A 22,324-nucleotide genomic window follows, 5' to 3' on the forward strand; every position below is an offset into this window, starting at 1 on the left:
GGTTGTGGACGTGTCTGGACACTTACTTAGAAATTGCCGGAACCTCACCCGGGAGGCGGATCCCGCTCGGCGGACGCCGCACGGAACAGGCCCCCGATGCCGGAAAGCTACCGCTTAGTAGTTTCCTGTTGTACCGTTCATCCATGCCAGAAGCAGCTTCCGCACCCTCCCCGTCGCGGGCCGTGATCGGCGACAGCGAGTTCGACCGCGACACCGCGGTCACCCGGCGCGAGCCCGGCGTCTACGACATCGACCTCTCGGCCGGCTGGACCATCTTCAACGCCGTCAACGGCGGCTATCTGCTGGCCGTGCTGGGCCGGGCCCTCGCGGACGCGCTTGCGCACCGGGACCCGTTCACCATCTCCGCGCACTACCTCACCGCGTCCCGCCCCGGCCCGGCGGTCGTCCGCACGGACATGGTCCGCACCGGCCGCACCCTCTCCACGGGCCAGGCCTCCCTCTTCCAGTACGACGACGAGGGCAACGAGGTGGAACGCATCCGCGTCCTCGCCTCCTACGGCGACCTCACCGCCCTCCCCGACGACGTCCGTACGACCGCGACGCCGCCCGCGATCCCGCCGCTGGAGGAGTGCTTCGGCGCGGAAGACGGCCCCGCCCCGGTCGAGGGCGGCTCGGCGATCGCCGACCGCCTGATGCTCAAGCTGGACCCGGCGACCCTCGGCTGGGCCCTCGGCGCGCCCTCCGGCAAAGGTGAGATGCGGGCCTGGTTCGGCCTGGCCGACGGCCGCGACGCCGACCCGCTGTCTCTGTTGCTCGCGGTGGACGCCCTGCCGCCGACGGCCTTCGAGCTCGGCCTGAAGGGCTGGGTCCCCACCGTGGAACTCACCGTCCACGTCCGCCGCCGCCCGGCCCCCGGCCCGCTGCGGGTGTCCATCACCACCCGCAACCTGGCCGGCGGCTTCCTGGAGGAGGACGCGGAGGTCTGGGACACCGGCAACCACCTGGTCGCGCAGTCGCGCCAGCTGGCCCGGGTCAGGCTGGGCTGACCCAGGTCTTCGAGGTTCGGCCGGACCGGACCCGGCCGGGCGAGGCCTTCGGCGGGGGTGGCCGTTTTGGTCGCGTGCCGGCTCGGCCGGGCGGCGTGCGTCAGGCCCGGCCGAGCGGGGTGCGGCCCAGCCAGGCCGCCAGCTCCCCGTAGACGTCGGAGCCCTCGGGGGCCTCGCGACGGCCGTCGAACGGTGTCTCGGCATCCCGCGGCCGGGAGTCCGGCAGGACCCTGCGCGCGGTGTCGAGGGCGAACTCGGCGAGCTCCGGGTCGAGTTCGAGCGGGTGACCGACCGCCTCGGCGAGGTCCCAGGTGTGGGTCACGATCTCCATGACATAGCCGGAGAGCGCCGCGTGACCGGGTACCTCGCCCCACGGCACCCGCACCGACGACGTCATCCGCTCGTCGCTCGCCCAGGCCTTCAGGACGCGGACGCGCACCTCGTCGTAGGCCGCCGCCCAGCCGTCGTCCGCTACCCCGTGGGTGGTCGGCTCCACCGCCATTCCGTCCCCGCCCTCGCCGACCACCGCGATCCGCCGGGTGCCCCCGACGATGTGGCCCAGCAGGGCCCGTACGTCGAACTCGGAACAGGGGGTCGGGGCGCCGAGGTGCTCGGGGCGCACGGTCTTGACGAGGGCCGCCGCCTGCTCGGTGGCGCGGGTGTAGACGGGGCGCGGGTCGGTGAAACCGGTGGTGGTGGTCATGATGTGCCTCTCTGTTTCCCCATGGATCGGTAGGGCCGTCTCCGTGAGCCGGTGGGCCGTCTCCGTGAGCCGGTACGACGAGGATCGCGGGATAACCTGACATCCTCCGTCAACATTTGCGGGAAGCTCGCCGAGGGCGGGATTCTGGGCGCGTGAAGTCCGACCGGCTGCTGTCGATCCTGCTGCTCCTGCAGACCCGGGGCCGCGTCCCCGCGCACGAACTCGCCGACCGGCTGGAGGTGTCGGTCCGCACCATCTACCGGGACATCGAGGCGCTGTCGGCCTCCGGCGTCCCGGTGTACGCCGAGCGCGGCCGGCACGGCGGCATCGAACTCCTCGCCGGCTTCCGCACCGACGTCACCGGACTGACCGCCGACGAGTCCCGCGCCCTGTTCATCCTGGCCGCCCAGGGCGCCCACGCCGCGCTCGGCCTGGACACCGCCCTCGGCTCGGCCCTGCGCAAGGTGATGGCCGCGCTGCCCGCGCCGCACCGGCCCGCCGCCGAGGTGACCAGCCGCCGCATCCTGGTGGACGCCACCCGCTGGAAGAGCGGCCCCCAGCAGGCCGTCGACCTGGAGGTGCTGCAGGAGACGGTCTTCGCCGACCGGCGCCTGCGGCTGCGCTACCGGCACAGCGGGGACCGGGAGCCGCGGACGTACACCGTGGACCCGTACGGCCTGGTCGCCAAGGCCGGGGTCTGGTACCTGGTCGCCGACCGGCGGGGAGCGCCACGACTGTTCCGGGCCGACCGGATCCGCTCGGCCCGGCCGCTGGACGAGCCGGTGCGCCGCCGCCGAGGCGTCGAACTCGCCGACGCCTGGGAGGTGTTGCGCCGCCAGGTGGAGGACCGGCCGGGCGGGATCGGGGTCACCGTGCGGGTACGGCGCGAGCGGCTCGACATGTTCCAGCGGATGGTTGCCGCCCAGCTGACGGCACCGCCCGAAGTCGACGGCGAGAGCGACTGGGTCACCGCCCGGCTCACCTACCCGGCGCTGCGTGCGGTCCGCCAACTCCTCGCGTTCTCGGACCAGGTGGAGCTGCTGGACCCGCCCGAGGCCCGCGCGGAACTGCTGGCGGCGGCCCGTTCTGTCGCGGCCTTGTACCAGGAGGGGCCCCGACCCCGATTGACAGCCGACGGACAGGACGGGCTCAAGTCCCGCCAAGGCGGCGTTGGTTGAGTGCGGTTCCTCAGGACTTCCTCATCCTCATCGGAGCTGACTCTCATGACGCGTGCCCGTCTCGTCCCCGCCGTCGCCCTGCTGGCGCTGTCCCCGCTGCTGCTGACCGCGTGCGGCTCGGGCGACTCCTCCCCGTCCAGTGGCAATTCCGGTGGGCGGCAGGCCTGCCAGGCGCCGTCCGGCGTGCCCACGGGCGGCGCCGGCCGCCGGCCGAGCGGGATGCCGAGCGGGATGCCGAGCCGGATGCCGTCCGGCACGCCTTCGGGCGCGCCGTCGGGCGGGTCGTCCGTGAAGCCCACCGGCGCACCCGGCGGTGCGCCCTCGGGCATGCCGACCGGCGCTGCCGGCGGCCAGGGCGGTCCCGGCGGCTGCGGCGGTCCGGGCGGCGGGCAGGCTCGGCAGGGCTGAGTGAGGGACGGGTCTGCGCCGCTGTCCTCGGGGCGGCTCAGTCCAGCCAGTGGCCGCGGCCGATGGAGATGAGCCGCAGCTGCCGGGTGGCGAGCTGGGTGACGCGCTCCCGTTCCTCCGGCGGCGCCTCCAGGGCCTCCAGGAACAGCGAGGCGGTGATGAGCATCTGGTCGACGTAGAGGTGCGCGAGCATCAGCAGGTCGTCGTCGCTCCAGTCCGCGGCCTCGGGGTCCTTGGCCAGCTCGGCCTTCACCTCCTCTGCGAAGCGGACCAGTTGGGCGCGGATGGCCTCCCGTACCGGCTGCACCCCGCCGTGCCGTTCCCGGGCGATGAACCGGACATGTGCGGGGTACGCGTCCACGTGGCGGGCGATCAACTCGATGGCGCGCGTGATGCGCTCCTCGCTGTCGCCCGCCGTGGACACCGTCGTCCGCACCATCGGATGAAGGCTGCCCAGCGCCTCGTCGACCAGTGCCACGCCGAGGTCGGCGGTCGACCGGAAGTGCCGGTAGAACGCGGTCGGTGCGACGCCGACGGCCCGGGTGACCTCGCGCAGACCCAGGCTGCTCAGGCTCTGCTCCTCCAGCAGAGCGAGCGCGGCGTCGAGGAACGCCTGCCGGGTCTTCTGTTTCTGCGCCTGCCGGATGCCGAGGGTGTGACTCATGTCATCCAGTTAACAACTGTTCTCTGGAATTGGGAAGCCGGGAAGCGCGCTAGCATAGAAGTCAGTGAACAACTGTTACTACAACTGTTCACCGAAACTTCACACCGGCCCGATACGAGGTATCCCGGAGGGGGGATCTGATCCCATGTTGTTCCTCGTCGCCGCACTCATGCTGCTCGGTGTCGTGCTGGGCACCGTCGCTCACGTGCCGCTCACCGTCACCGCCGCCGTCGCCGCAGTCATCGCCGTCTGGCTCGGCATCTTCGCGATCCGCGAGCGCCTCGGCCGCCGGCGCCGTACGCCGGCCAACTGACCGTCCGCCACGACTTCCAGGAGCTGAGCACCATGCAACTCACCGCACCGGTCACGAGCGCCGGCGAGACCCGCCCGGCCGCACGCGACGCCGACGGCATGGCCGTCGCGTCCTTCATCCTCGGCCTTCTCGGCCTGCTCGTCCTCAACATCTTCCTCGGCCCGATCGCCATCGTCCTGGCCGCCGTCTCCCTCTGGCGCGGCACCGCCCGCCGCGGCCGAGCCCTGCTGGGCCTGGCCCTGGGCGTCGCCGACCTGGCCGTCCTGGCGATCGCGATGGAGGTCTCCCACACGCTGTCGTGGAGCCTGTGAGCCGGGACAGCGCCGTCGGCCCGTGCCGGCCCCGAGGACGACGGGGCACCGGCTTGGACCTCACCGCCGTGGGCAGTCGTTCCGCCGGGGCGGAACGGGTGGGCGCGGCCGGCAGTGCCGGGCGCCACGCCACCAGGTCCGGGCGCAACCCGGCAAGGCGTACGGCAAGCCAGGCCGACCCGCACGGGTAAGCCGTACCCCAGGCTCAGCCATCCCCATGGCCGGAGCCGACCGCGGGGCCCCGGCGCCGTAGAATCGGCCGCACCATGGCTTACCTCGACCACGCCGCGACAACCCCGATGCTCCCGGAGGCGGCAGAGGCCCTGACCGCCCGGTTGAGCATCACGGGCAACGCCTCCTCCCTCCACGCATCCGGCCGGCAGGCACGCCGCACGGTCGAGGAATCCCGCGAGACCCTCGCCGAAGCCCTCGGCGCCCGCCCCAGCGAGGTGGTCTTCACCGCCGGCGGTACCGAGGCCGACAACCTCGCGGTGAAGGGCCTGTACTGGTCCCGCCGCGCCGCCGACCCGGCCCGCACCCGCGTCCTGGCCAGCCCCGTCGAGCACCACGCCGTCCTCGACGCCGTCCACTGGCTCGGCGAGCGCGAGGGCGCCACGGTCGAGTACCTCCCCGTCGACTCCTACGGCCGCGTCCACCCCGACGCCCTGCGCGAGGCCATCGCCCGCGACCCCGACGACGTCGCCCTGGTCACCGTGATGTGGGCCAACAACGAGATCGGCACGATCCTGCCGGTCCGTGAACTCGCCGAGGTGGCCGCCGAGTTCGGCATCCCGATGCACGCGGACGCGGTCCAGGCCTTCGGCCAGCTCCCGGTCGACTTCGCCGCCTCCGGCCTCGCCGCGATGACCGTCTCGGGCCACAAGATCGGCGGCCCGTACGGCATCGGCGCGCTACTGCTGGGCCGCGACCAGACCCCCGTGCCCGTCCTGCACGGCGGCGGCCAGGAGCGGCACGTCCGCTCCGGCACCCTCGACGTCCCCGCCATCGCGTCCTTCGCCGTAGCCGGCCGGCTCGCCGCCGAGCGGCGGGAGTGGTTCGCCCGGGAGATCGGCGCCCTGCGCGACCAGCTGATCGCGGCGGTCCGCAGCGCCGTCCCGGACGCGATCCTCGGCGGCGACCCGGCATCCGAGGGCCGCCTGCCGGCCAACGCGCACTTCACCTTCCCCGGCTGCGAGGGCGACTCCCTGCTGCTTCTGCTGGACGCCCAGGGCATCGAGTGCTCCACCGGCTCCGCCTGCACCGCCGGCGTCGCCCAGCCCAGCCACGTGCTGCTCGCCACCGGCACCGATCCGGACCTGGCCCGCGGCACCCTGCGCTTCTCCCTCGGCCACACCTCCACGGAGGCGGATGTCGAGGCGGTCGCCAAGGCGATCGGCCCGGTGGTGGAGCGCGCCCGGGCGGCAGGGCTCAGCTGAGCACACGAAAGCGACCTACGAGGCGGGTTCCCTTCGCCGGCATTGTCCGGATCAGGTTATGGGGGTCGCCTTCCGGTCCAATCCTTGCGACCTTCCGGCCTCTCAGCCCGAGCGTCGATGTCGGCACCAGCGGAGATGGTGTACCTCTCCTTGAAGAGAACAGATATCTCGCGCTGAAGTCGGCTACTCCGCTTGGGCTCCCTCACTCGTCTCGTAGGTCTTGTAAACAGGATAGAACCACACCTACCGGACGAAAAAGGGTCTAGGCCTTGATTTTTTTCAGGTATTGCTCCCAGTCCCAGTGCGGCCCCGGATCGGTGTGGTCCGTCCCCGGCACCTCCACGTGCCCGATGATGTGCCCACGGTCCACGGGGATGCCGTACCGCCCGCATATCGCCGCCGTCAGCCGGGCCGAGGACGCGTACATGACCTCCGTGAAGGAGGAGGCGTCCGCCACGAAGCCCTCGTGCTCGATGCCGACACTGCGCTCGTTGTACTCCCGGTTGCCCGCGTGGAACGCCACGTCCAGCTCCCGTATCAGCTGGGTGATCCGGCCGTCCCTGCGCACGATGTAGTGCGCCGCCGCGCCGTGTGCCGGGTCCTGGAAGGCCTTCACCGCGCTCGCGTAGCCGCCCTGCGTGACATGGATGACGACCCGGTCGATCGTGTAGTCGTCCGGCCGGTCCGCCCGCCGGTAGTTGGCCGGGGAGGCCGGCACCCAGCGCGCGCCCCGGAAGTCCACGGCCCCCGCCACCCGGGGCTTCTCCACTCCGGGCAGCCGCCACCACAGATGCGTCAGCTCCGCACGGGCCAGCGCGGCCGTACCCACGGCGGCCGCCGCACCACCGACGAGCAGCGCCCGCCGCCCCAGCCGCCGATCCCCGTCACCCTTGAGCCCCCGATCCGTCCCGCTCATGCCTGCCCCGCCCACACCCGCCCCTCGTCCGCGCCCGCCCCCGCCCCTGTCCGTGCCGACCCCCGTCCACGCCCGGCCCCGTCCGCGTCCGCCCCGTCCGGCCTTGTCCGCGCCCGGCCCCGTCCCGCCCTCGTCCGGCCTCATCCGTCCCGGCCCTGCCCGTGGCTGGGGCCTTGCCGGTGTCCGCCCTCGTCCGTGTCCGCCCTCGTCCGTGCCCGGCATCCTCCACGCCCGCCCCGTCCGGCCCTGTTCGCGCCGCTCTCGTTCATGTCCGCCCCCGTCTGCCCCCGCCCCGCCCGCGCCCGGCCCCGTCCATGCTCGGCTCCACCGTCCGCGCCCTGCCCCCCTGCCCGCCCCGTCCGCTGTGTTCTGCCCCTTGTGATCGTCAACGGATATCCGGCGGTCCCGGTTCCCGCGGCCCCGTACCCTGGAAGGGTTATGACTGAGACCCCGCAGCGCCCCCTCCGCGTCCTCGCCGCCATGTCCGGTGGAGTCGACTCCGCCGTCGCCGCCGCGCGCGCCGCGGAAGCCGGCCATGACGTCACCGGCGTCCACCTCGCGCTCTCCGCGAACCCGCAGTCGTTCCGGACCGGCGCGCGGGGCTGTTGCACCATCGAGGACTCGCGTGACGCCCGCCGCGCGGCCGACGTCATCGGCATCCCCTTCTACGTCTGGGACCTCGCCGACCGCTTCCGCGAGGACGTGGTCGAGGACTTCGTCGCCGAGTACGAGGCGGGCCGCACCCCCAACCCCTGCCTGCGCTGCAACGAGAAGATCAAGTTCGCCGCGCTGCTCGACAAGGCGCTGGCGCTGGGCTTCGACGCGGTCTGCACCGGTCACTACGCGAAGGTCGTGCTGAACGAGGACGATTCCCGCGAACTGCACCGCGCCTCCGACATGGCGAAGGACCAGTCGTACGTCCTCGGTGTGCTGGACGAGAAGCAGCTCGCCCACGCCATGTTCCCGCTCGGCGACACGGTCACCACCAAGGAGGAGATCCGTGCCGAGGCAGAGCGCCGCGGTCTCGCCGTCGCCAAGAAGCCCGACTCGCACGACATCTGTTTCATCGCCGACGGCGACACCCAGGGCTTCCTGGCCCAGCGGCTGGGCAGGGCGGAGGGCGACATCGTCGACGAGTCCGGCACCAGGCTGGGCACGCACGAGGGCGCGTACGGCTTCACCATCGGCCAGCGCAAGGGCCTCAGGATCGGCACGCCGGCCCCCGACGGCAAGCCCCGCTACGTCCTCGACATCTCGCCGGTCACCAACACGGTCACCGTCGGCCCCGCCGCCGCCCTGGACGTCACCGCCCTCACCGCGATCAAGCCCCGCTGGTGCGGCAGCGCCCCCACCGGCCCCGGCACCTACACCGCCCAGTTGCGCGCCCACGGCGGCGAGACCGAGGTCACCGCGGAGCCGGTCGACGGCGAGCTGCGCGTGCGCTTCACCGAACCGGTCCGCGGCGTCGCCCCCGGCCAGGCGATCGTCCTGTACGACGGCACGCGCGTGGTCGGCTCGGCCACGATCGCGTCGACCACGCGCGCGACGGCCGCTGCGGTGTAGGCACCCCCGAGGGGTGCTGCAGAAGGCATGGTGGCGGGCACGTCCGGATGATGGCCGACCGGCTGTTTCACCCTGCCTGGCCGGCCACGAACTCCGCGAGCACCGGCCCCAGCACCTCCGGCTCCACCATGTGGGTCTGCCCCGGAAGCAGCCGGTACGTGCCCTCGGGCACCGCTTCCGCAACGGCTTGGCCCGCCCTGTGCATCCACTCCGGGCTCGCGCCGCCCGCGACCGCCAGCACGGGCACGGAGATCGCGGCGAGCCGGTCGCGGGGGAGCAGACCGTCGCCCATGACCGTGTCGTCGTAGGCGAGACTCGGCGCGACGGCCTCCATGCCGGCCCACATCGGCGACTGGCGGGCACGCTGGATCATCACCTCGGCCAGACCCGTCAGCCGCAGGAACAGCTCCACCGCGTCCCCGCGCCGGCCCTCGGAGAGTGCCTTGTCCAGCTGTTCCTTGTACGTGGCCTCCCGCTCGGCACCCCCCTGCAGGAAGTCGGCGTACGGCACCTCGTACACGGCGGCCCGGCCGACCGGCAGCCCGCTCGCCACCGCCTCGAGCACCAGCGCGCCGCCCGAGGAGACCCCGAACAGCGCCGCCTCGCCCCCCACGGCGTCGATCAGCGCCGCCAGGTCCTCGACCTCGCGCTCGACCGCGTACGGCTGCGTGTCACCGCTCTCGCCGCGGCCCCGCCGGTCGTAGACGACGGCCGTGCAGTGGCCCGCGAGCCGCTGCGCCAGGGGCGCCAGGGTGCCACCGGTGGACATCGCGCCGCTCACCAGGACCACCGTCGGCCCCTGACCGGTCACCTGGTACGCGAGGGGGGTTCCGTCCCGCGAAGTCGTCTTCTTGTCCATGTCGGTGCAGACTGCCGTACCGGCACGGACTCATCGCTCACGACACGTCGGCGTCGTAGAAGCAGAAGTGATCCTTGATCTCCGCCACCCCCGGTTTCGGGTCCGGGTACGCCCATACCAGGTCCGGCGCGTCCGGCAGCGACCAGTAGGACGCCGTGCCCTTGAAGGGGCACACGGTGTGCGTGTCGGAGGGGGTCAGCAGATCGAGGCGTACGTCCTCGGCGGGGATGTAGTACCGCACCGGACAGCCCGTCTCGCGCAGCGCCAGCGGTCGGTCGGTCTCCGCGAGCACCTGGTCGCCGTGCACCACGCGCACGTGCCGCTCGCTCTTCTCGATGGTGATGGTGTGTCCTTCGGTCATACAGGGACAGCACCGGCGGCCCCGCGCTTCTTCCCGCCTGGTAGCGCCCGTGCGGCGGGCCCGTACGGTAGGGGTCATGAACATCTGCGTCTTCCTGTCCGCCGCCGACCTCGACGAGCGTTACACGCGCCCCGCGCGCGAGTTCGCGGAACTCATCGGCAAGGGCGGTCACACCCTGGTGTGGGGCGGTTCCAACGTCGGTCTGATGAAGGTCGTCGCGGACGGGGTGCACGAGGCGGGCGGCAGGCTGCTGGGCGTGTCCGTGGAGTTCCTCGCCAACAAGGCGTGGCCCGGCGCCGACGAGATGGTCATCGCCGCCGACCTCGCCGAACGCAAGAAGCTGCTGCTGGACAGGGCCGACGCCGTGGTGATCATGGTGGGCGGCACCGGCACGCTGGACGAGGCCACCGAGATCCTGGAGCTGAAGAAGCACGGCCGCACCGACAAGCCGGTCGTCCTGCTGAACACCGCGGGCTTCTACGACGGCCTCAAGCAGCAGTTCCGCCGCATGGAGGACGAGGGCTTCCTGCCCCGTCCGCTGTCCGAGCTGGTGTTCTTCGCCGAGGAGCCGGTCGGCGCCCTGGCCTACCTGGAGGAGTCGCTGGGCCACCGCTGATGCGAGCATGGCGGGCATGGCTACTCATGTGATCACCGGGGCCGGCTCCGGCATCGGCGCGGCCGTCGCCCGCCGCCTGCACGCGCGCGGGGAGGAACTGTGGCTGCACGCGCGCGACGCGGGCCGCGCGAAGGGACTGGCGGCAGAGTTCCCCGGCGCCCGGACCCTGGTCGGCGACCTGGCCGACCCGGAGCGGCTCTCCTGGGCCTTCTCCCACCAGACCCTCCCGGACCGGGTGGACTCCCTGATGCACATCGCGGGCGTCGTCGACCTGGGCGAGGTCGGCGACCTGACCCCCAAGTCCTGGCGCCACCAGCTCAACGTCAACCTGATCGCCCCCGCCGAGCTGACCCGGCACTTCCTGCCCCAGCTACGTGCGGCCCGCGGCCATGTGATCTTCGTCAACTCCGGTGCCGGCCTGAGCGCCCACGCCGGCTGGTCCGCGTACGCCGCCTCCAAGCACGGCCTGAAGGCCCTCGCCGACTCCCTGCGCCACGAGGAGCACGCGAACGGCGTCCGGGTCACCTCGGTCTACCCCGGCCGTACGGCCGGCCCCATGCAGGCCAAGGTCCACCAGCAGGAGGGCAAGGAGTACGACGCGTCGAAGTGGATCCACCCCGAGTCGGTCGCCACGACGATCCTCATGGCCCTGGACCTGCCCGGGGACGCGGAGGTCAACGACCTGACGGTGCGCCCGGGTCGCTGAGCGCGACAAGCGCTACGGAGATCCGGGACCGGCCGGCGAAGGTGTGGTCCCGGACCGAGGCCTTCGCGGCCGACCGGGTCGGATGGCGGGTGAGCACAAGCCGGGGGACAGGGGGGCGGAGCCCCTGGGTGTTCGGCATACCCTGCCGAGGTGAGTGACAACAGCGAGTTCAGGTTCCCGGGAGCCACCGGAATCGGGTCCATGCCCGGCGGCGACGCCAGGGAAGCCGCCAAGACCGTCACCGGCAGCTTCGAGGACTTCCCCTTCCTGCCCGAGCTGCCCGCGCGCGGCCCCGGCGCCGACATGATCGGCCGTACCGCCGGGATGCTGGTCGAGCTGTACGCGCGCGTGGAGCCCAGCGGCTGGCGCATCGGGGACCGGCCGGGCCGGGACACCAGGCGGGCGCGGTCCTGGCTGGGGGAGGACCTGGACGCCCTGGAGGAGTTCACCCAGGGCTACGCGGGCGATCTGAAGGTGCAGGCCGTCGGGCCGTGGACGCTCGCCGCCGCGCTGGAGCTGAAGAACGGCGAGGCCGCCCTCTCCGACCCCGGCGCCTGTCGCGACCTCGCCGCCTCCCTCGCCGAGGGGCTGCGGCTGCACCTGGCCGAGGTCCGCCGCCGGATCCCGGGCGCGCGGATCGTGCTCCAGCTCGACGAGCCCTCCCTCACCGCCGTCCTGCGCGGACAGGTCCGCAGCGCCAGCGGCTACCGCACCCACCGGGCCGTGGACCGGCAGATCGTGGAGGCCACCCTGCGAGACGTGATCGGGGCCCACGCCGACGGGCCCGTGATCGTCCACTCCTGCGCCCCCGACGTGCCCTTCGCCCTGCTGCGGAGGACCGGCGCGGCCGGTGTCTCCCTCGACTTCTCGCTGCTCACCGAACGTGATGACGACGCGATCGGCGAGGCCGTCGAGGCCGGTACGCGGCTGTTCGCCGGTGTCGTGCCGGGCACGGACGGCCCATTGTCAGACCCTGCCGGTAGCGTCATGGGTGTCAGGACGTTGTGGCGCAGGCTGGGGCTGCTTCCGGGGCTGCTCGCGGAGGCGGTCACGGTCACCCCGGCGTGCGGTCTGGCGGGCGCTTCCCCCGCCTACGCACGCCAGGCGCTCGACCACTGCGTCCGGGCGGCGAGATCCCTCGCGGACAACCCAGAGTAACGGGAGGACAACACGGTGGCCGGCGACAAGCAGCAGGCGGAGACGGCAGTGCCCGCCGAGGCACGTGACAAGCACGCGCAGCTCGCTGAGCAGATCGAGGAGCACCGCTTCCGGTACTACGTGAAGGACGCTCCGGTCATCAGCGACGCCGAGTTCGACAAGCTCCTGAAGACTCTGGAGGCCCTGGAGGAGCAGTATCCGGAGCTGCGCACCCCGGACTCGCCGACCCAGAAGGTCGCGGGGTCGTACGCGACGGAGTTCACCGCGGTCGAGCACAGCCAGCGGATGCTGTCCCTCGACAACACCTTCAACGACGAGGAGCTGGCCGCCTGGGCCGAGCGCATCGCGCGCGAACTCGGCGACCAGGACTACCACTTCCTGTGCGAGCTGAAGGTGGACGGCCTCGCGGTCAACCTCACCTACGAGAACGGCCGGCTCACCCGCGCGGCCACCCGCGGCGACGGCCGCACCGGCGAGGACATCACCCCCAACGTCCGTACGATCGCGGAGATCCCGGACCGCCTCAAGGGCGACGAGGTGCCCGACCTGGTGGAGATCCGCGGCGAGGTCTACTTCCCGATGGAGAAGTTCCTCGAACTGAACGAACGCCTGGTCGCCGCCGGTGACAAGCCGTTCGCCAACCCCCGCAACGCCGCCGCCGGTTCACTGCGCCAGAAGGACCCGCGGGTCACCGCGACCCGCCCGCTGCACATGGTCGTCCACGGCATCGGCGCCCTGGAGGGCTTCACGGGCATGACCCGTCTCTCCCAGGCCTACGACCTGCTGAAGACCTGGGGCCTGCCCACTTCCCGGCACAACCGCGTGGTCGACGACCTCGACGGCGTACGCGAGTTCATCGCCCACTACGGCGAGAACCGCCACTCCGTGGAGCACGAGATCGACGGTGTCGTCGTCAAGCTGGACGAGATCCGCCTCCAGGGCCGCCTCGGCTCCACCGCGCGTGCCCCGCGCTGGGCGATCGCGTACAAGTACGCGCCGGAAGAGGTCAACACCAAGCTCGTCGACATCAAGGTGGGCGTCGGCCGCACCGGCCGGGTCACGCCGTACGCCCAGGTCGAGCCGGTCACGGTCGCGGGCAGCGAGGTCGAGTTCGCCACCCTGCACAACCAGGAGGTCGTCAAGGCCAAGGGCGTCCTCATCGGCGACACGGTCGTCATCCGCAAGGCCGGTGACGTCATCCCGGAGATCCTCGGCCCGGTGGTCGACCTCAGGGACGGCACCGAGCGGGAGTTCGTGATGCCGGGCGAGTGCCCCGAGTGCGGCACCCCGCTCAGGCCCATGAAGGAGGGCGACATCGACCTCCGCTGCCCCAACGCCCGTACCTGCCCGGCCCAGTTGCGCGAGCGTGTCTCCTATCTCGCCGGCCGCGAGTGCCTGGACATCGAGCACTTCGGCGGGGTGGCCGCCGCCGCGCTCACCCGCCCGCTGGAACCGGCCGACCCGCCACTGGTGGACGAGGGCGACCTGTTCGACCTGACGGTGGAGAAGCTGCTGCCCATCAAGGCCTATGTCCTCGACCCCGACAGCGGTCTGCCCAAGCGGGACCCCAAGACGGGCGAGGAGAAGGTCGTCACGGTCTTCGCCAACCAGAAGGGCGAGCCGAAGAAGAACACCCTCGCGCTGCTGGAGAACATCGAGGCGGCCAAGTCCCGCCCGCTCGCGCGCTTCCTGAACGGGCTGTCCATCCGGCATGTCGGACCGGTCGCCGCGCAGGCCCTCGCCCGCGAGTTCCGCTCCGTCGACCGCATCGAACAGGCCACCGAGGAAGAGCTCGCCACCACCGACGGCGTCGGCCCGATCATCGCCGCCGCGCTCAAGGAGTGGTTCGCCGAGGACTGGCACCGCGAGATCGTCCGCAAGTGGAAGACGGCCGGAGTCCCGCTGGAGGACGCCTCGACCGGCGAGGACGAGGGCCCGCGCCCGCTGGAGGGGCTCACGGTCGTCGTCACCGGCACGCTGGAGAACTTCACCCGCGACGGCGCGAAGGAGGCACTGCAGAGCCGGGGCGCGAAGGTGACCGGATCTGTTTCGAAGAAGACCTCGTTCGTCGTTGTGGGTGACAACCCGGGATCGAAGCACGACAAGGCCATGCAATTGAAGGTTCCGGTCCTGAACGAGGACGGTTTCGGTGTCCTCTTGGAGCAGGGTCCCGAAGCGGCGGCCGAAGTCGCGCTTACGACCGAGTAGTAGCGGTTGAAGGCCACCCGATCGGTGCATATCAGTTGCATACGGGTGGCCCGGGCGCTTTCGGGCAACCGTCGACGACCGGTGCCCGTGGAAGCCTTCTGCGGCCTACTGTTGAGATGTGCACCTGCCGTGCCCAGCTGCGGTTGGGGCATCCCCGTGCGCTCCCGGCGTGCGAGGAAGGTTTCTTCAACGCGGAGCTGCTGATGGCTGTCGGACATCGGGCCGCGTGGCGTGGGCACCGCCGGCTGTGAGAGGGACGGGAATGGAACCGACCGAGAGCGTCGCCCCGGACTCACGGCTGCGACTGCGCCGGCGCACGTGCACCTGGCGGGTGACCCGATGGACGGGGCGGGGCCACGGCCGCACGCGCGGCCGGGCACGCGCGGCCGGACCGGGCGCCGCCGCCGACGCGCGCCCGCCCATACCCGTGGTCATCGAGTCCGTCCCCGGCCTGACCGGCGCCGGCACCGACCCCGAACGGCACCTCACCCGGCCCACCCTGCCCACGGCCGTCGTGGCCGCCGCCGCGCTCGTCCTCGGCGCCGGTTTCTACCGCGCCTTCGCCGGCCATCACGCCCTCTTCCCGAGCGGCACCGTCGGCTGGTCGCTGGCCCTGCTCACCGGTGCCATCGTCGGCCACCTCGTCATGCTGGGCCGCGCCCGCTGGTGGGGCGGCACCGGCTCCGGCGCCGCGCTGACCCTCGCGGTCCTGCTGCTCTACGGCTGGGTGCCGGCCGGAATGGTCAGCCTCACCGTCGTGGTCCTGGTCGGCATCGCCCGGCGCCACCGCGGGCGGCAGGGCGTGCTGCACGGCGCGATGGACCTCCTCGGCATCGGCGCCGGCGCGCTGGTGCTCGGCGCGTTCGGCCGCGTCCCGAGTGTCGAGACGCCCTGGCGACCCGACAGCTGGAGCTTCGCCGCCGCACCCGAAGTGGTCCTCGCCGCCGTCGCCTACCTCGCGGTCAGCCGCGGCCTGCAGTGGTACCTGCAGGCCCCGCGCAGCGGCAAGGTGCCCACCGTGGCCCGTACCGCCCTGGTGAGACAGGGTCTGCTCGCCGTCGCGCTGCTCGGCATCGCGCCGCTGCTGTGCGTCGTCGCCGACGCGGAGCCGATCCTGCTCCCGCTGTTCGCCATCCCGCTCATCGCCCTCGACTCCACCCTGTGGATGGCACGCGCGCGTGCCGAGGAGCAGCTGCGCGACCCGCTGACCGGACTGCCCAACCGGCAGTGGCTGCTGGAGCGGATCTGGACGGCCCTCGACGACGCCGAACGCATCGGCGCCCGTTCCGCCCTCATGCTGATCGACCTCGACCGTTTCCGGTCGGTGAACGACACCCTTGGTCATCTCGCCGGTGACCGGCTGCTGCTCCAGATCGCCGACCGGCTGCGGCTCGCCCTGCCGCGCGGGGCGGAGGCCGCGCGGCTCGGCGGCGACGAGTTCGCGGTGTTACTGCCCGTCGCCGACTCCACGACCTCGGCCACCCGCGTCGCCCGCGGCCTCGTCGCCGCGCTCAGCTCCCCGCTGGACCTCGACGGGCTCACCCTCGTCCTGGAGGCCAGCGCCGGCGTCGCCGTCTTCCCCGACCACGCCCTGGACGCCGAAGGGCTGCTGCGGCGCGCCGATGTGGCGATGTACCAGGCGAAAAGGGACCGTACGGGCGTCGAGGTCTACGAGTCCAAGCGCGACTCCAACACCCCCGACCGGCTCGGCCTGCTGGGCGATCTGCGCCGGGCGCTCGACGCGCACGAGGTCCAGCTGCACTACCAGCCCAAGGTCCGCTTCGACGGTCAGGTCGCCGGCCTTGAGGCGCTGGTGCGCTGGGTGCACCCCGAGCGCGGGAAGGTCCCGCCGGACGAGTTCATAGCGATCGCCGAGTCCTCCGGGCTGATGCCCCATCTGACCGAGTACGTCCTGGAGACCGCGCTCGGGCAGGTCGCCAAGTGGCGCGCGCAGGGGCTGCGGGTCCCGGTCGCGGTCAACGTCTCCCCGCGCGACGTCCACACGCCCGGTTTCGCGGGCTCGGTCGCCGCGCGGCTGGCCCGGCACGGGGTCCCTGCGGGGGCCTTGCAGCTGGAGATCACCGAGCACGTGCTGCTGGAGGACCCGCAGCGGGCCGCGGACACCCTCGCGGGTCTGACCGGGCACGGCGTGAAGATGTCGCTGGACGACTTCGGCACCGGGTATTCGTCCCTGGTGCATCTGCGGCGGCTGCCGGTGAGCGAACTGAAGATCGACCGGTCGTTCGTGGCGCGGCTGGCCGTTGACACCGAGGACGCGGAGATCGTGCGGTGCACGGTCGATCTCGCGCATTCCCTGGGGCTGCTCGTCGTCGCCGAGGGGGTCGAGGACGACGAGACGTGGGAGCGGCTGCGGGACCTTGGCTGCGACGCCGTTCAGGGGTGGCTCGTTGCCGCGGCGATGCCGCCCGAGGAGACCACGGCGTGGTTGCGTGCGCGCGGGTCCCGTGGGTGGCAGAGGCCGCGGGCGGCTCTGCCGGCCGCCGAGTAGTCATCCCACCCGCTCATCGGCGGGCGCGTCATGGCTGGTCGCGCCCACGCGGCCGAGCCGCATCCTCGACACGGCCCCGCGTCCCTTCGGACGCTCAGGCTCCCGTGAAGTGGGCGATCAGCAGTGCCAGCCGGCGCTCGTGCGCCTCCTCCGGCAGCCGCCCGCTCCTCGTCAGTGTCGCCAACCCGTGCAGCCCCGCCCAGAACGTCTCCGTCAGCAGGCCGGGGTCCTCTCCCTCGGCCGTGATCGGCTGCACGACGACCAGCAGCTCACCGAACGCCTCCCGCAGGGGCGCCGGAGCGTCCTCCGTCGCGAACGGCAGGTCCACCAGGTGGGTGAACATCGCGTCGTAGAGGGCGGGCCGGCGCCGCGCGAAGGATGTGTACGTCTCCGCCACCGCCATCAGCGCCTCCCGCGTGCCCGGCGCCGCCGTCCGCGCCCGCCGTAGCTCCGTCGCCAGGTCCGCGCAGCCCTGCACCGCGACCGCCGCCATGATCGCGTCCTTGCCCTTGAAGTGGCTGTAGAGGACCGGCTGGCTGTACTCGATCTCGGCGGCCAGCCGGCGTGTGGTCACCGCGTCCCAGCCCTCCGTCTCGGCCAGCTCCCGCGCGGCCGTCACGATCAGCTGCTCCCGCTCCGCTCGTTCGCGCTTCCGGCGTTTCTGGATCGTCATGATCGCAATTCTAGCAGCGCTAGCCAAACTGTCGACGCTCTGCTAGCTTGGCTCTTGTCACTAGCGCTGCTAGAAAAACCGGAGGGGTCATGACCGTCACCGCGTACACCCTGGCTGTCCTGCTCGACCTGTTCTGCGTGTTCCTCGGCTACCGGTTCTGGTTCCAGCCCGGCCCGGCCGCCGCCGGCTACGGCGTCGCAGCCGACCCCCGTGGCGACGCCGGCGCCTACCTGTCGATCAAGGGCCTCAGGGACGGCGCCTTCGGGCTGCTGGGCCTGGTCCTGCTGGCCGCGGCCGGGGCCCGTGCCGAGGCGTGGTTCATGGTCTGCGTGGCACTCGTCCCGCTCGTCGACACCCTGATAGTCCTGCGACACGGCGGGACGAAGGCGGTCGCGTTCGGGATCCACTTCGCCACCGCGATCGTTGTACTGATCAGCGCCGGACTGCTCTTCGCGGTCTGACCACAACACGAGGGAACGCATCATGTCGCTGTTCGTGCCCGAGTTCGACGATTCCGTGATCGTGCGCGGCGCCGAGGCCGAGGTGGTCGGGGGTGCACCCGTCGGCGTCCGGCTGCTGGCCGACAAGAGTGCGACCGGAGGGGCGCTGTCCACCGTGCGCGTCACCCTGGCCGAGGGCGCCGATGGTGCGCGACCCCACCTCCACCACAGCGGGGCGGAGATGTTCTACCTGCTCGACGGGTGTGCCGAGATCCTCTCCGGTGACGACATCGTGACCGCGGAGCGCGGCGACCTCGTCATCGTCCCGCCGGAGAAGCCGCACGCCTTCGCCGCCGTACCGGAGACCACGGCGGACATCCTCATCGTCTTCACCCCGGGCATCGAGCGCTTCGAGTACTTCCGCCACCTGCAGCGCATCCGTGTCGGCGAGGCCACCCCGGAGAGCATCCTCGAGGTGCAGGACCGGTACGACAACCACTTCCTGAGGAGCGAGGTCTGGGAGGGCCGCCGGGGGTGACGAGCGGGGGGCCGGGAAACCGTTTCACGGCCACCCGGCCCCGCCCCATAGGATTGGCCCCAAACCACACACACTCACCCCAGAGGATCGCTGCATGCCTGGCATCACGCGCGAGGAGGTCGCCCACCTCGCCCGGCTGGCGCGTCTGGAGCTGAAGCCCGAAGAACTCGACCACTTCGCGGGACAGCTGGACGACATCATCGGCGCGGTCGCCCGCGTCAGCGAGGTCGCCGACCAAGACGTACCGCCGACCTCGCACCCGCTCCCGCTGACGAACGTCATGCGGCCGGACGAGGTCCGTCCCTCGCTCACCCCCGAGCAGGCGCTCTCCGGCGCCCCCGCCCAGGAGCAGCAGCGTTTCAAGGTGCCGCAGATCCTGGGGGAGGAGTGACCACCATGACGGACAACAACATCATCAAGCTCACCGCCGCGCAGATCGCCGGGAAGATCGCTTCCGGCGAGCTCACGGCCGTCGAGGTCACCGAGGCCCACCTCGCCCGGATCGAGGCCGTCGACGAGAAGGTGCACGCCTTCCTGCACATCGACCGCGAGGGCGCCCTCGCCCAGGCCCGTGCCGTGGACGAGAAGCGGGCCCGCGGCGAGAAGCTCGGACCGCTGGCCGGCGTCCCGCTCGCGCTCAAGGACATCTTCACCACCGAGGGCGTGCCCACGACCGTCGGCTCGAAGATCCTCGAGGGCTGGATCCCGCCGTACGACGCGACGCTCACCAAGCGGCTGAAGGCCGCCGACGTGATCATCCTCGGCAAGACCAACATGGACGAGTTCGCCATGGGGTCCTCGACCGAGAACAGCGCCTACGGCCCGACCGGCAACCCGTGGGACCTCACCAAGATCCCCGGCGGCTCCGGCGGCGGTTCCTCCGCCGCCCTCGCCTCCTTCCAGGCGCCGCTCGCCATCGGCACCGACACCGGCGGCTCCATCCGCCAGCCGGCCGCCGTCACGGGCACGGTCGGCGTGAAGCCGACGTACGGCGCGGTGTCCCGCTTCGGCATGGTCGCCTTCTCCTCGTCCCTCGACCAGGGCGGCCCCTGCGCCCGTACGGTCCTGGACGCCGCCCTGCTGCACGAGGTCATCGCCGGGCACGACCCGATGGACTCCACCTCCATCGACGCCCCGGTCCCGCCGGTCGTCGAGGCCGCGAAGAACGGCTCCGTGCAGGGCATGCGCGTCGGCGTGGTCAAGCAGTTCCGCGGCGAGGGCTACCAGGCCGGCGTCATCCAGCGCTTCGACGAGTCGGTCGAGCTGCTGAAGGAGCTGGGCGCCGAGATCGTCGAGCTGGACTGCCCGTCCTTCGACCTCGCGCTGTCGGCGTACTACCTGATCGCGCCGTCCGAGTGCTCCTCCAACCTCGCCCGCTTCGACGGCCTGCGCTACGGCCTGCGGACCGGCGACGACGGCAGCCACTCGGCCGAGGAGGTCACCTCCCTCACCCGCGAGGCCGGCTTCGGCCCGGAGGTCAAGCGCCGCATCATGCTCGGCACGTACGCCCTGTCGAGCGGCTACTACGACGCCTACTACGGCTCCGCGCAGAAGGTCCGCACGCTCATCACGCGGGACTTCGAGAAGGCCTTCGAGCAGGTCGACGTCATCGTCTCGCCGACGACCCCGACCACCGCATTCGCGATCGGCGAGCGCGCCGACGACCCGATGGCGATGTACCTCGCGGACCTGTGCACCATCCCGACCAACCTGGCGGGCAATGCGGCCATGTCCCTGCCCTGCGGCCTCGCCCCGGAGGACAACCTCCCGGTGGGCCTGCAGATCATCGCCCCCGCGATGAAGGACGACCGCCTGTACAAGGTGGGCGCCGCCGTCGAGGCCGCCTTCGTGGAAAAGTGGGGTCACCCGCTGCTGGAGGAGGCTCCGTCGCTGTGAGCAAGCTGTCCAAGGCCAAGGACTTCAAGAAGTCCAAGTCCGGTACGTACCTGTCGATGGCCACCACCGCGTTCGGCGCGTTCGGTGTCGCCAAGCAGATCAAGAAGGCCCGCGCCGAGCACGACACGCTGCGGCTGGTCGACGCCACGGTCTCCGCCGTGGCCATCGTGACCGGCCTCGCGATCCTCTACCGCGAGCTGAAGCGGCTGGGCGACGACGACGTCCTGCTGGGCTGAGAGGGAAGTTTTCACCGTGACCACCACGACCGACCTGGTGTCGTACGAGGACGCGCTGGCGTCGTACGACCCCGTCATGGGCCTCGAGGTCCATGTCGAACTCGGCACCAAGACCAAGATGTTCTGCGGCTGTTCGACGGCGCTCGGCGCCGACCCGAACACCCAGACCTGCCCCGTCTGCCTCGGCCTGCCCGGCGCGCTCCCGGTCGTCAACGCGACCGGCGTCGAGTCGGCGATCAGGATCGGTCTCGCGCTGAACTGCGAGATCGCCGAGTGGTGCCGCTTCGCCCGGAAGAACTACTTCTATCCGGACATGCCGAAGAACTTCCAGACCTCCCAGTACGACGAGCCGATCGCCTTCAACGGCTACCTCGACGTGCAGCTGGAGGACGGCGAGACCTTCCGCGTGGAGATCGAGCGCGCCCACATGGAGGAGGACACCGGCAAGTCCACCCACGTGGGCGGCGCGACCGGCCGGATCCACGGCGCGCAGCATTCGCTGCTGGACTACAACCGCGCCGGCATCCCGCTGATCGAGATCGTCACCAAGCCGATCGTCGGCGCCGGCGAGCGTGCCCCCGAGGTCGCGAAGGCGTACGTCCGTGAGCTGCGCGAGCTCATCCGTGCCCTCGCTGTGTCCGAGGCCCGCATGGAGATGGGCCAGATGCGCTGCGACGTCAACCTGTCGCTGATGCCCAAGGGCGCGGACAAGTTCGGCACCCGCAGCGAGACCAAGAACGTCAACTCGCTGCGTTCGGTGGAGCGCGCGGTCCGCTTCGAGGTCATGCGCCACGCCGCGGTGCTGAACGACGGCGGCAAGGTCGTCCAGGAGACCCGCCACTTCCACGAGGACACCGGCTCCACCACTTCCGGCCGGACGAAGGAGGAGGCCGAGGACTACCGGTACTTCCCGGAGCCCGATCTCGTCCCGGTCGCCCCGTCCCGAGAGTGGGTCGAGGAGATCCGCGCGGCGCTGCCCGAGCTGCCGCTGGTCCGCCGCACCCGGCTGCTCGCCGAGTGGGGCATCTCCGCCATCGACATGCAGGCGATCCTCAACGCCGGCGCGCTGGACCCGATCGTCGCCACGATCGACGCCGGTGCCGACGCCGCATCCGCCCGCAAGTGGTGGATGGGCGAACTGGCGCGCAGCGCCAACGAGTCCGGCAAGGCGCTGGACGAGCTGGCGATCACGCCCGCGCAGGTCGCCCGGGTCACCGAACTCGTGGCGAAGGGTGACCTGAACGACAAGCTGGCCCGTCAGGTCATCGAGGGCGTCCTCGCGGGCGAGGGCACCCCGGACGAGGTCGTCGACAAGCGCGGTCTGAAGGTCGTCTCCGACGAGGGTGCGCTGACCGCCGCCGTCGACGAGGCCATCGCCGGCAACCCGGGCGTCGCGGACAAGATCCGCGGCGGCAAGGTGGCCGCGGCCGGCGCCCTGGTCGGCGCGGTCATGAAGGCGACCCGGGGTCAGGCCGACGCGGCCCGCGTCAAGGAGCTGATCCTCCAGAAGCTGGGCGTCAGCGAGGGCTGAGAGACACCGCGAACCAACCCGAGGGGCAGTACACCGAACCTGGTGTACTGCCCCTCGCTCGCTTACAAGGACCTTATGTGGCGACAGAGTTCGC

At 71.7% G+C, this 22,324-nt stretch carries 24 protein-coding genes; 18 read left to right on the forward strand and 6 right to left on the reverse strand.

The genetic code is table 11. The features are described from left to right. Window positions 1-143: 143 nt before the first annotated feature. Window positions 144-1,007 carry a thioesterase family protein gene (locus ACWGJ5_RS06345; RefSeq protein WP_453308621.1) on the forward strand — a complete coding sequence of 288 codons (864 nt, stop codon included), beginning with the start codon at window positions 144-146 and terminating at the stop codon, window positions 1,005-1,007. Window positions 1,008-1,107: 100 nt separating this feature from the next. Here ACWGJ5_RS06345 and ACWGJ5_RS06350 read toward each other — a convergent pair whose 3' ends face one another. Further along, the gene (locus ACWGJ5_RS06350) at window positions 1,108-1,710 is read right to left on the reverse strand and encodes a TIGR03086 family metal-binding protein (RefSeq protein ID WP_453308622.1); all 603 of its coding nucleotides are present in this window, start codon (window positions 1,708-1,710) and stop codon (window positions 1,108-1,110) included. Window positions 1,711-1,862: 152 nt separating this feature from the next. Between ACWGJ5_RS06350 and ACWGJ5_RS06355 the strand changes: the two genes are divergently transcribed. Together ACWGJ5_RS06355 and ACWGJ5_RS06360 are read left to right on the forward strand one after the other, a co-directional pair. Beyond that, complete coding sequence (locus ACWGJ5_RS06355) at window positions 1,863-2,888, forward strand: helix-turn-helix transcriptional regulator (protein WP_453308623.1); 1,026 nt, start codon at window positions 1,863-1,865, stop codon at window positions 2,886-2,888. A gap of 45 nt (window positions 2,889-2,933) precedes the next feature. Continuing rightward, a complete protein-coding gene (locus ACWGJ5_RS06360; RefSeq protein WP_453308624.1) occupies window positions 2,934-3,296 on the forward strand; it encodes a hypothetical protein in 363 nt (120 codons plus the stop codon). A 37-nt stretch (window positions 3,297-3,333) separates the two neighbouring features. Here the strand turns inward: ACWGJ5_RS06360 and ACWGJ5_RS06365 are convergent, their stop codons facing one another. Beyond that, window positions 3,334-3,960 (reverse strand): TetR family transcriptional regulator, encoded by a 627-nt coding sequence (locus ACWGJ5_RS06365; RefSeq protein ID WP_453308625.1) that lies wholly within the window; start codon window positions 3,958-3,960, stop codon window positions 3,334-3,336. A gap of 145 nt (window positions 3,961-4,105) precedes the next feature. Between ACWGJ5_RS06365 and ACWGJ5_RS06370 the strand changes: the two genes are divergently transcribed. From ACWGJ5_RS06370 to ACWGJ5_RS06380, 3 genes are all read left to right on the forward strand, one after another. After that, entirely contained in the window at window positions 4,106-4,273 is a 168-nt protein-coding gene (locus ACWGJ5_RS06370) for a hypothetical protein (protein WP_453308626.1), read from the forward strand. A 32-nt stretch (window positions 4,274-4,305) separates the two neighbouring features. After that, window positions 4,306-4,584, forward strand: a complete 279-nt coding sequence (locus ACWGJ5_RS06375; protein ID WP_453308627.1) for a DUF4190 domain-containing protein — start codon at window positions 4,306-4,308, stop codon at window positions 4,582-4,584. A gap of 266 nt (window positions 4,585-4,850) precedes the next feature. Continuing rightward, window positions 4,851-6,020, forward strand: a complete 1,170-nt coding sequence (locus tag ACWGJ5_RS06380; protein WP_453308628.1) for a cysteine desulfurase family protein — start codon at window positions 4,851-4,853, stop codon at window positions 6,018-6,020. Between the two features lie 262 nt (window positions 6,021-6,282). On the opposite strand, the gene ACWGJ5_RS06385 is transcribed toward ACWGJ5_RS06380, so the two are convergent. Continuing rightward, complete coding sequence (locus ACWGJ5_RS06385; RefSeq protein WP_453308629.1) at window positions 6,283-6,936, reverse strand: N-acetylmuramoyl-L-alanine amidase; 654 nt, start codon at window positions 6,934-6,936, stop codon at window positions 6,283-6,285. Window positions 6,937-7,374: 438 nt separating this feature from the next. Between ACWGJ5_RS06385 and mnmA the strand changes: the two genes are divergently transcribed. After that, window positions 7,375-8,499 carry a tRNA 2-thiouridine(34) synthase MnmA gene (gene mnmA, locus ACWGJ5_RS06390; protein ID WP_453308630.1) on the forward strand — a complete coding sequence of 375 codons (1,125 nt, stop codon included), beginning with the start codon at window positions 7,375-7,377 and terminating at the stop codon, window positions 8,497-8,499. Between the two features lie 67 nt (window positions 8,500-8,566). On the opposite strand, the gene ACWGJ5_RS06395 is transcribed toward mnmA, so the two are convergent. After that, a complete protein-coding gene (locus ACWGJ5_RS06395) occupies window positions 8,567-9,358 on the reverse strand; it encodes an alpha/beta fold hydrolase (RefSeq protein WP_453308631.1) in 792 nt (263 codons plus the stop codon). Window positions 9,359-9,395: 37 nt separating this feature from the next. Next, complete coding sequence (locus tag ACWGJ5_RS06400) at window positions 9,396-9,719, reverse strand: DUF427 domain-containing protein (protein WP_453308632.1); 324 nt, start codon at window positions 9,717-9,719, stop codon at window positions 9,396-9,398. A gap of 76 nt (window positions 9,720-9,795) precedes the next feature. Here ACWGJ5_RS06400 and ACWGJ5_RS06405 point away from each other — a divergent pair, with 76 nt between their 5' ends. The 5 genes from ACWGJ5_RS06405 to ACWGJ5_RS06425 all read left to right on the forward strand — a co-directional run bounded on the left by ACWGJ5_RS06405 (window position 9,796) and on the right by ACWGJ5_RS06425 (window position 16,916). After that, window positions 9,796-10,335 carry an LOG family protein gene (locus ACWGJ5_RS06405; RefSeq protein ID WP_453308633.1) on the forward strand — a complete coding sequence of 180 codons (540 nt, stop codon included), beginning with the start codon at window positions 9,796-9,798 and terminating at the stop codon, window positions 10,333-10,335. A 7-nt stretch (window positions 10,336-10,342) separates the two neighbouring features. Beyond that, the gene (locus ACWGJ5_RS06410) at window positions 10,343-11,041 is read left to right on the forward strand and encodes an SDR family oxidoreductase (protein WP_453308634.1); all 699 of its coding nucleotides are present in this window, start codon (window positions 10,343-10,345) and stop codon (window positions 11,039-11,041) included. Between the two features lie 150 nt (window positions 11,042-11,191). Continuing rightward, entirely contained in the window at window positions 11,192-12,199 is a 1,008-nt protein-coding gene (locus ACWGJ5_RS06415) for a methionine synthase (protein WP_453308635.1), read from the forward strand. 15 nt (window positions 12,200-12,214) lie between these two features. After that, complete coding sequence (gene ligA / locus ACWGJ5_RS06420) at window positions 12,215-14,407, forward strand: NAD-dependent DNA ligase LigA (protein WP_453308636.1); 2,193 nt, start codon at window positions 12,215-12,217, stop codon at window positions 14,405-14,407. 262 nt (window positions 14,408-14,669) lie between these two features. Next, on the forward strand, window positions 14,670-16,916 hold the full coding sequence (locus ACWGJ5_RS06425; RefSeq protein WP_453308637.1) for a putative bifunctional diguanylate cyclase/phosphodiesterase: 2,247 nt from the start codon (window positions 14,670-14,672) through the stop codon (window positions 16,914-16,916). Window positions 16,917-17,010: 94 nt separating this feature from the next. Here ACWGJ5_RS06425 and ACWGJ5_RS06430 read toward each other — a convergent pair whose 3' ends face one another. Then, a complete protein-coding gene (locus ACWGJ5_RS06430) occupies window positions 17,011-17,589 on the reverse strand; it encodes a TetR/AcrR family transcriptional regulator (RefSeq protein ID WP_453308638.1) in 579 nt (192 codons plus the stop codon). Window positions 17,590-17,678: 89 nt separating this feature from the next. Between ACWGJ5_RS06430 and ACWGJ5_RS06435 the strand changes: the two genes are divergently transcribed. The 6 genes from ACWGJ5_RS06435 to gatB all read left to right on the forward strand — a co-directional run bounded on the left by ACWGJ5_RS06435 (window position 17,679) and on the right by gatB (window position 22,230). Continuing rightward, entirely contained in the window at window positions 17,679-18,050 is a 372-nt protein-coding gene (locus ACWGJ5_RS06435) for a DUF4267 domain-containing protein (protein WP_453308639.1), read from the forward strand. Window positions 18,051-18,072: 22 nt separating this feature from the next. After that, window positions 18,073-18,567 (forward strand): cupin domain-containing protein, encoded by a 495-nt coding sequence (locus ACWGJ5_RS06440; RefSeq protein WP_453308640.1) that lies wholly within the window; start codon window positions 18,073-18,075, stop codon window positions 18,565-18,567. 94 nt (window positions 18,568-18,661) lie between these two features. Further along, window positions 18,662-18,958 carry an Asp-tRNA(Asn)/Glu-tRNA(Gln) amidotransferase subunit GatC gene (gene gatC / locus ACWGJ5_RS06445; RefSeq protein ID WP_004925108.1) on the forward strand — a complete coding sequence of 99 codons (297 nt, stop codon included), beginning with the start codon at window positions 18,662-18,664 and terminating at the stop codon, window positions 18,956-18,958. Between the two features lie 5 nt (window positions 18,959-18,963). Continuing rightward, window positions 18,964-20,463, forward strand: a complete 1,500-nt coding sequence (gatA, locus tag ACWGJ5_RS06450; RefSeq protein ID WP_453308641.1) for an Asp-tRNA(Asn)/Glu-tRNA(Gln) amidotransferase subunit GatA — start codon at window positions 18,964-18,966, stop codon at window positions 20,461-20,463. Further along, a complete protein-coding gene (locus tag ACWGJ5_RS06455) occupies window positions 20,460-20,699 on the forward strand; it encodes a hypothetical protein (protein ID WP_228625348.1) in 240 nt (79 codons plus the stop codon). The genes gatA and ACWGJ5_RS06455 overlap by 4 nt, the downstream gene beginning before the upstream one ends. Window positions 20,700-20,715: 16 nt before the next feature. Beyond that, window positions 20,716-22,230, forward strand: a complete 1,515-nt coding sequence (gene gatB / locus ACWGJ5_RS06460; protein WP_453308642.1) for an Asp-tRNA(Asn)/Glu-tRNA(Gln) amidotransferase subunit GatB — start codon at window positions 20,716-20,718, stop codon at window positions 22,228-22,230. Window positions 22,231-22,324 lie beyond the last annotated feature (94 nt).

This window comes from Streptomyces sp. NPDC054783 (assembly GCF_053611725.1).

What these genes read in the sequence shown, in the direction of transcription:
- ACWGJ5_RS06430 (WP_453308638.1), bottom strand. Translation starts at nt 17,589, where the DNA reads ATGACGATCCAGAAACGCCGGAAGCGCGAACGAGCGGAGCGGGAGCAG.
- ACWGJ5_RS06375 (WP_453308627.1), top strand. Translation starts at nt 4,306, where the DNA reads ATGCAACTCACCGCACCGGTCACGAGCGCCGGCGAGACCCGCCCGGCC.
- ACWGJ5_RS06350 (WP_453308622.1), bottom strand. Translation starts at nt 1,710, where the DNA reads ATGACCACCACCACCGGTTTCACCGACCCGCGCCCCGTCTACACCCGC.
- ACWGJ5_RS06395 (WP_453308631.1), bottom strand. Translation starts at nt 9,358, where the DNA reads ATGGACAAGAAGACGACTTCGCGGGACGGAACCCCCCTCGCGTACCAG.
- ACWGJ5_RS06360 (WP_453308624.1), top strand. Translation starts at nt 2,934, where the DNA reads ATGACGCGTGCCCGTCTCGTCCCCGCCGTCGCCCTGCTGGCGCTGTCC.
- ACWGJ5_RS06345 (WP_453308621.1), top strand. Translation starts at nt 144, where the DNA reads ATGCCAGAAGCAGCTTCCGCACCCTCCCCGTCGCGGGCCGTGATCGGC.
- mnmA (WP_453308630.1), top strand. Translation starts at nt 7,375, where the DNA reads ATGACTGAGACCCCGCAGCGCCCCCTCCGCGTCCTCGCCGCCATGTCC.
- ACWGJ5_RS06380 (WP_453308628.1), top strand. Translation starts at nt 4,851, where the DNA reads ATGGCTTACCTCGACCACGCCGCGACAACCCCGATGCTCCCGGAGGCG.
- ACWGJ5_RS06425 (WP_453308637.1), top strand. Translation starts at nt 14,670, where the DNA reads ATGGAACCGACCGAGAGCGTCGCCCCGGACTCACGGCTGCGACTGCGC.
- gatC (WP_004925108.1), top strand. Translation starts at nt 18,662, where the DNA reads ATGCCTGGCATCACGCGCGAGGAGGTCGCCCACCTCGCCCGGCTGGCG.
- ACWGJ5_RS06370 (WP_453308626.1), top strand. Translation starts at nt 4,106, where the DNA reads ATGTTGTTCCTCGTCGCCGCACTCATGCTGCTCGGTGTCGTGCTGGGC.
- gatA (WP_453308641.1), top strand. Translation starts at nt 18,964, where the DNA reads ATGACGGACAACAACATCATCAAGCTCACCGCCGCGCAGATCGCCGGG.
- ACWGJ5_RS06385 (WP_453308629.1), bottom strand. Translation starts at nt 6,936, where the DNA reads ATGAGCGGGACGGATCGGGGGCTCAAGGGTGACGGGGATCGGCGGCTG.
- ACWGJ5_RS06440 (WP_453308640.1), top strand. Translation starts at nt 18,073, where the DNA reads ATGTCGCTGTTCGTGCCCGAGTTCGACGATTCCGTGATCGTGCGCGGC.
- ACWGJ5_RS06435 (WP_453308639.1), top strand. Translation starts at nt 17,679, where the DNA reads ATGACCGTCACCGCGTACACCCTGGCTGTCCTGCTCGACCTGTTCTGC.
- ACWGJ5_RS06410 (WP_453308634.1), top strand. Translation starts at nt 10,343, where the DNA reads ATGGCGGGCATGGCTACTCATGTGATCACCGGGGCCGGCTCCGGCATC.
- ACWGJ5_RS06400 (WP_453308632.1), bottom strand. Translation starts at nt 9,719, where the DNA reads ATGACCGAAGGACACACCATCACCATCGAGAAGAGCGAGCGGCACGTG.
- ACWGJ5_RS06365 (WP_453308625.1), bottom strand. Translation starts at nt 3,960, where the DNA reads ATGAGTCACACCCTCGGCATCCGGCAGGCGCAGAAACAGAAGACCCGG.
- ACWGJ5_RS06405 (WP_453308633.1), top strand. Translation starts at nt 9,796, where the DNA reads ATGAACATCTGCGTCTTCCTGTCCGCCGCCGACCTCGACGAGCGTTAC.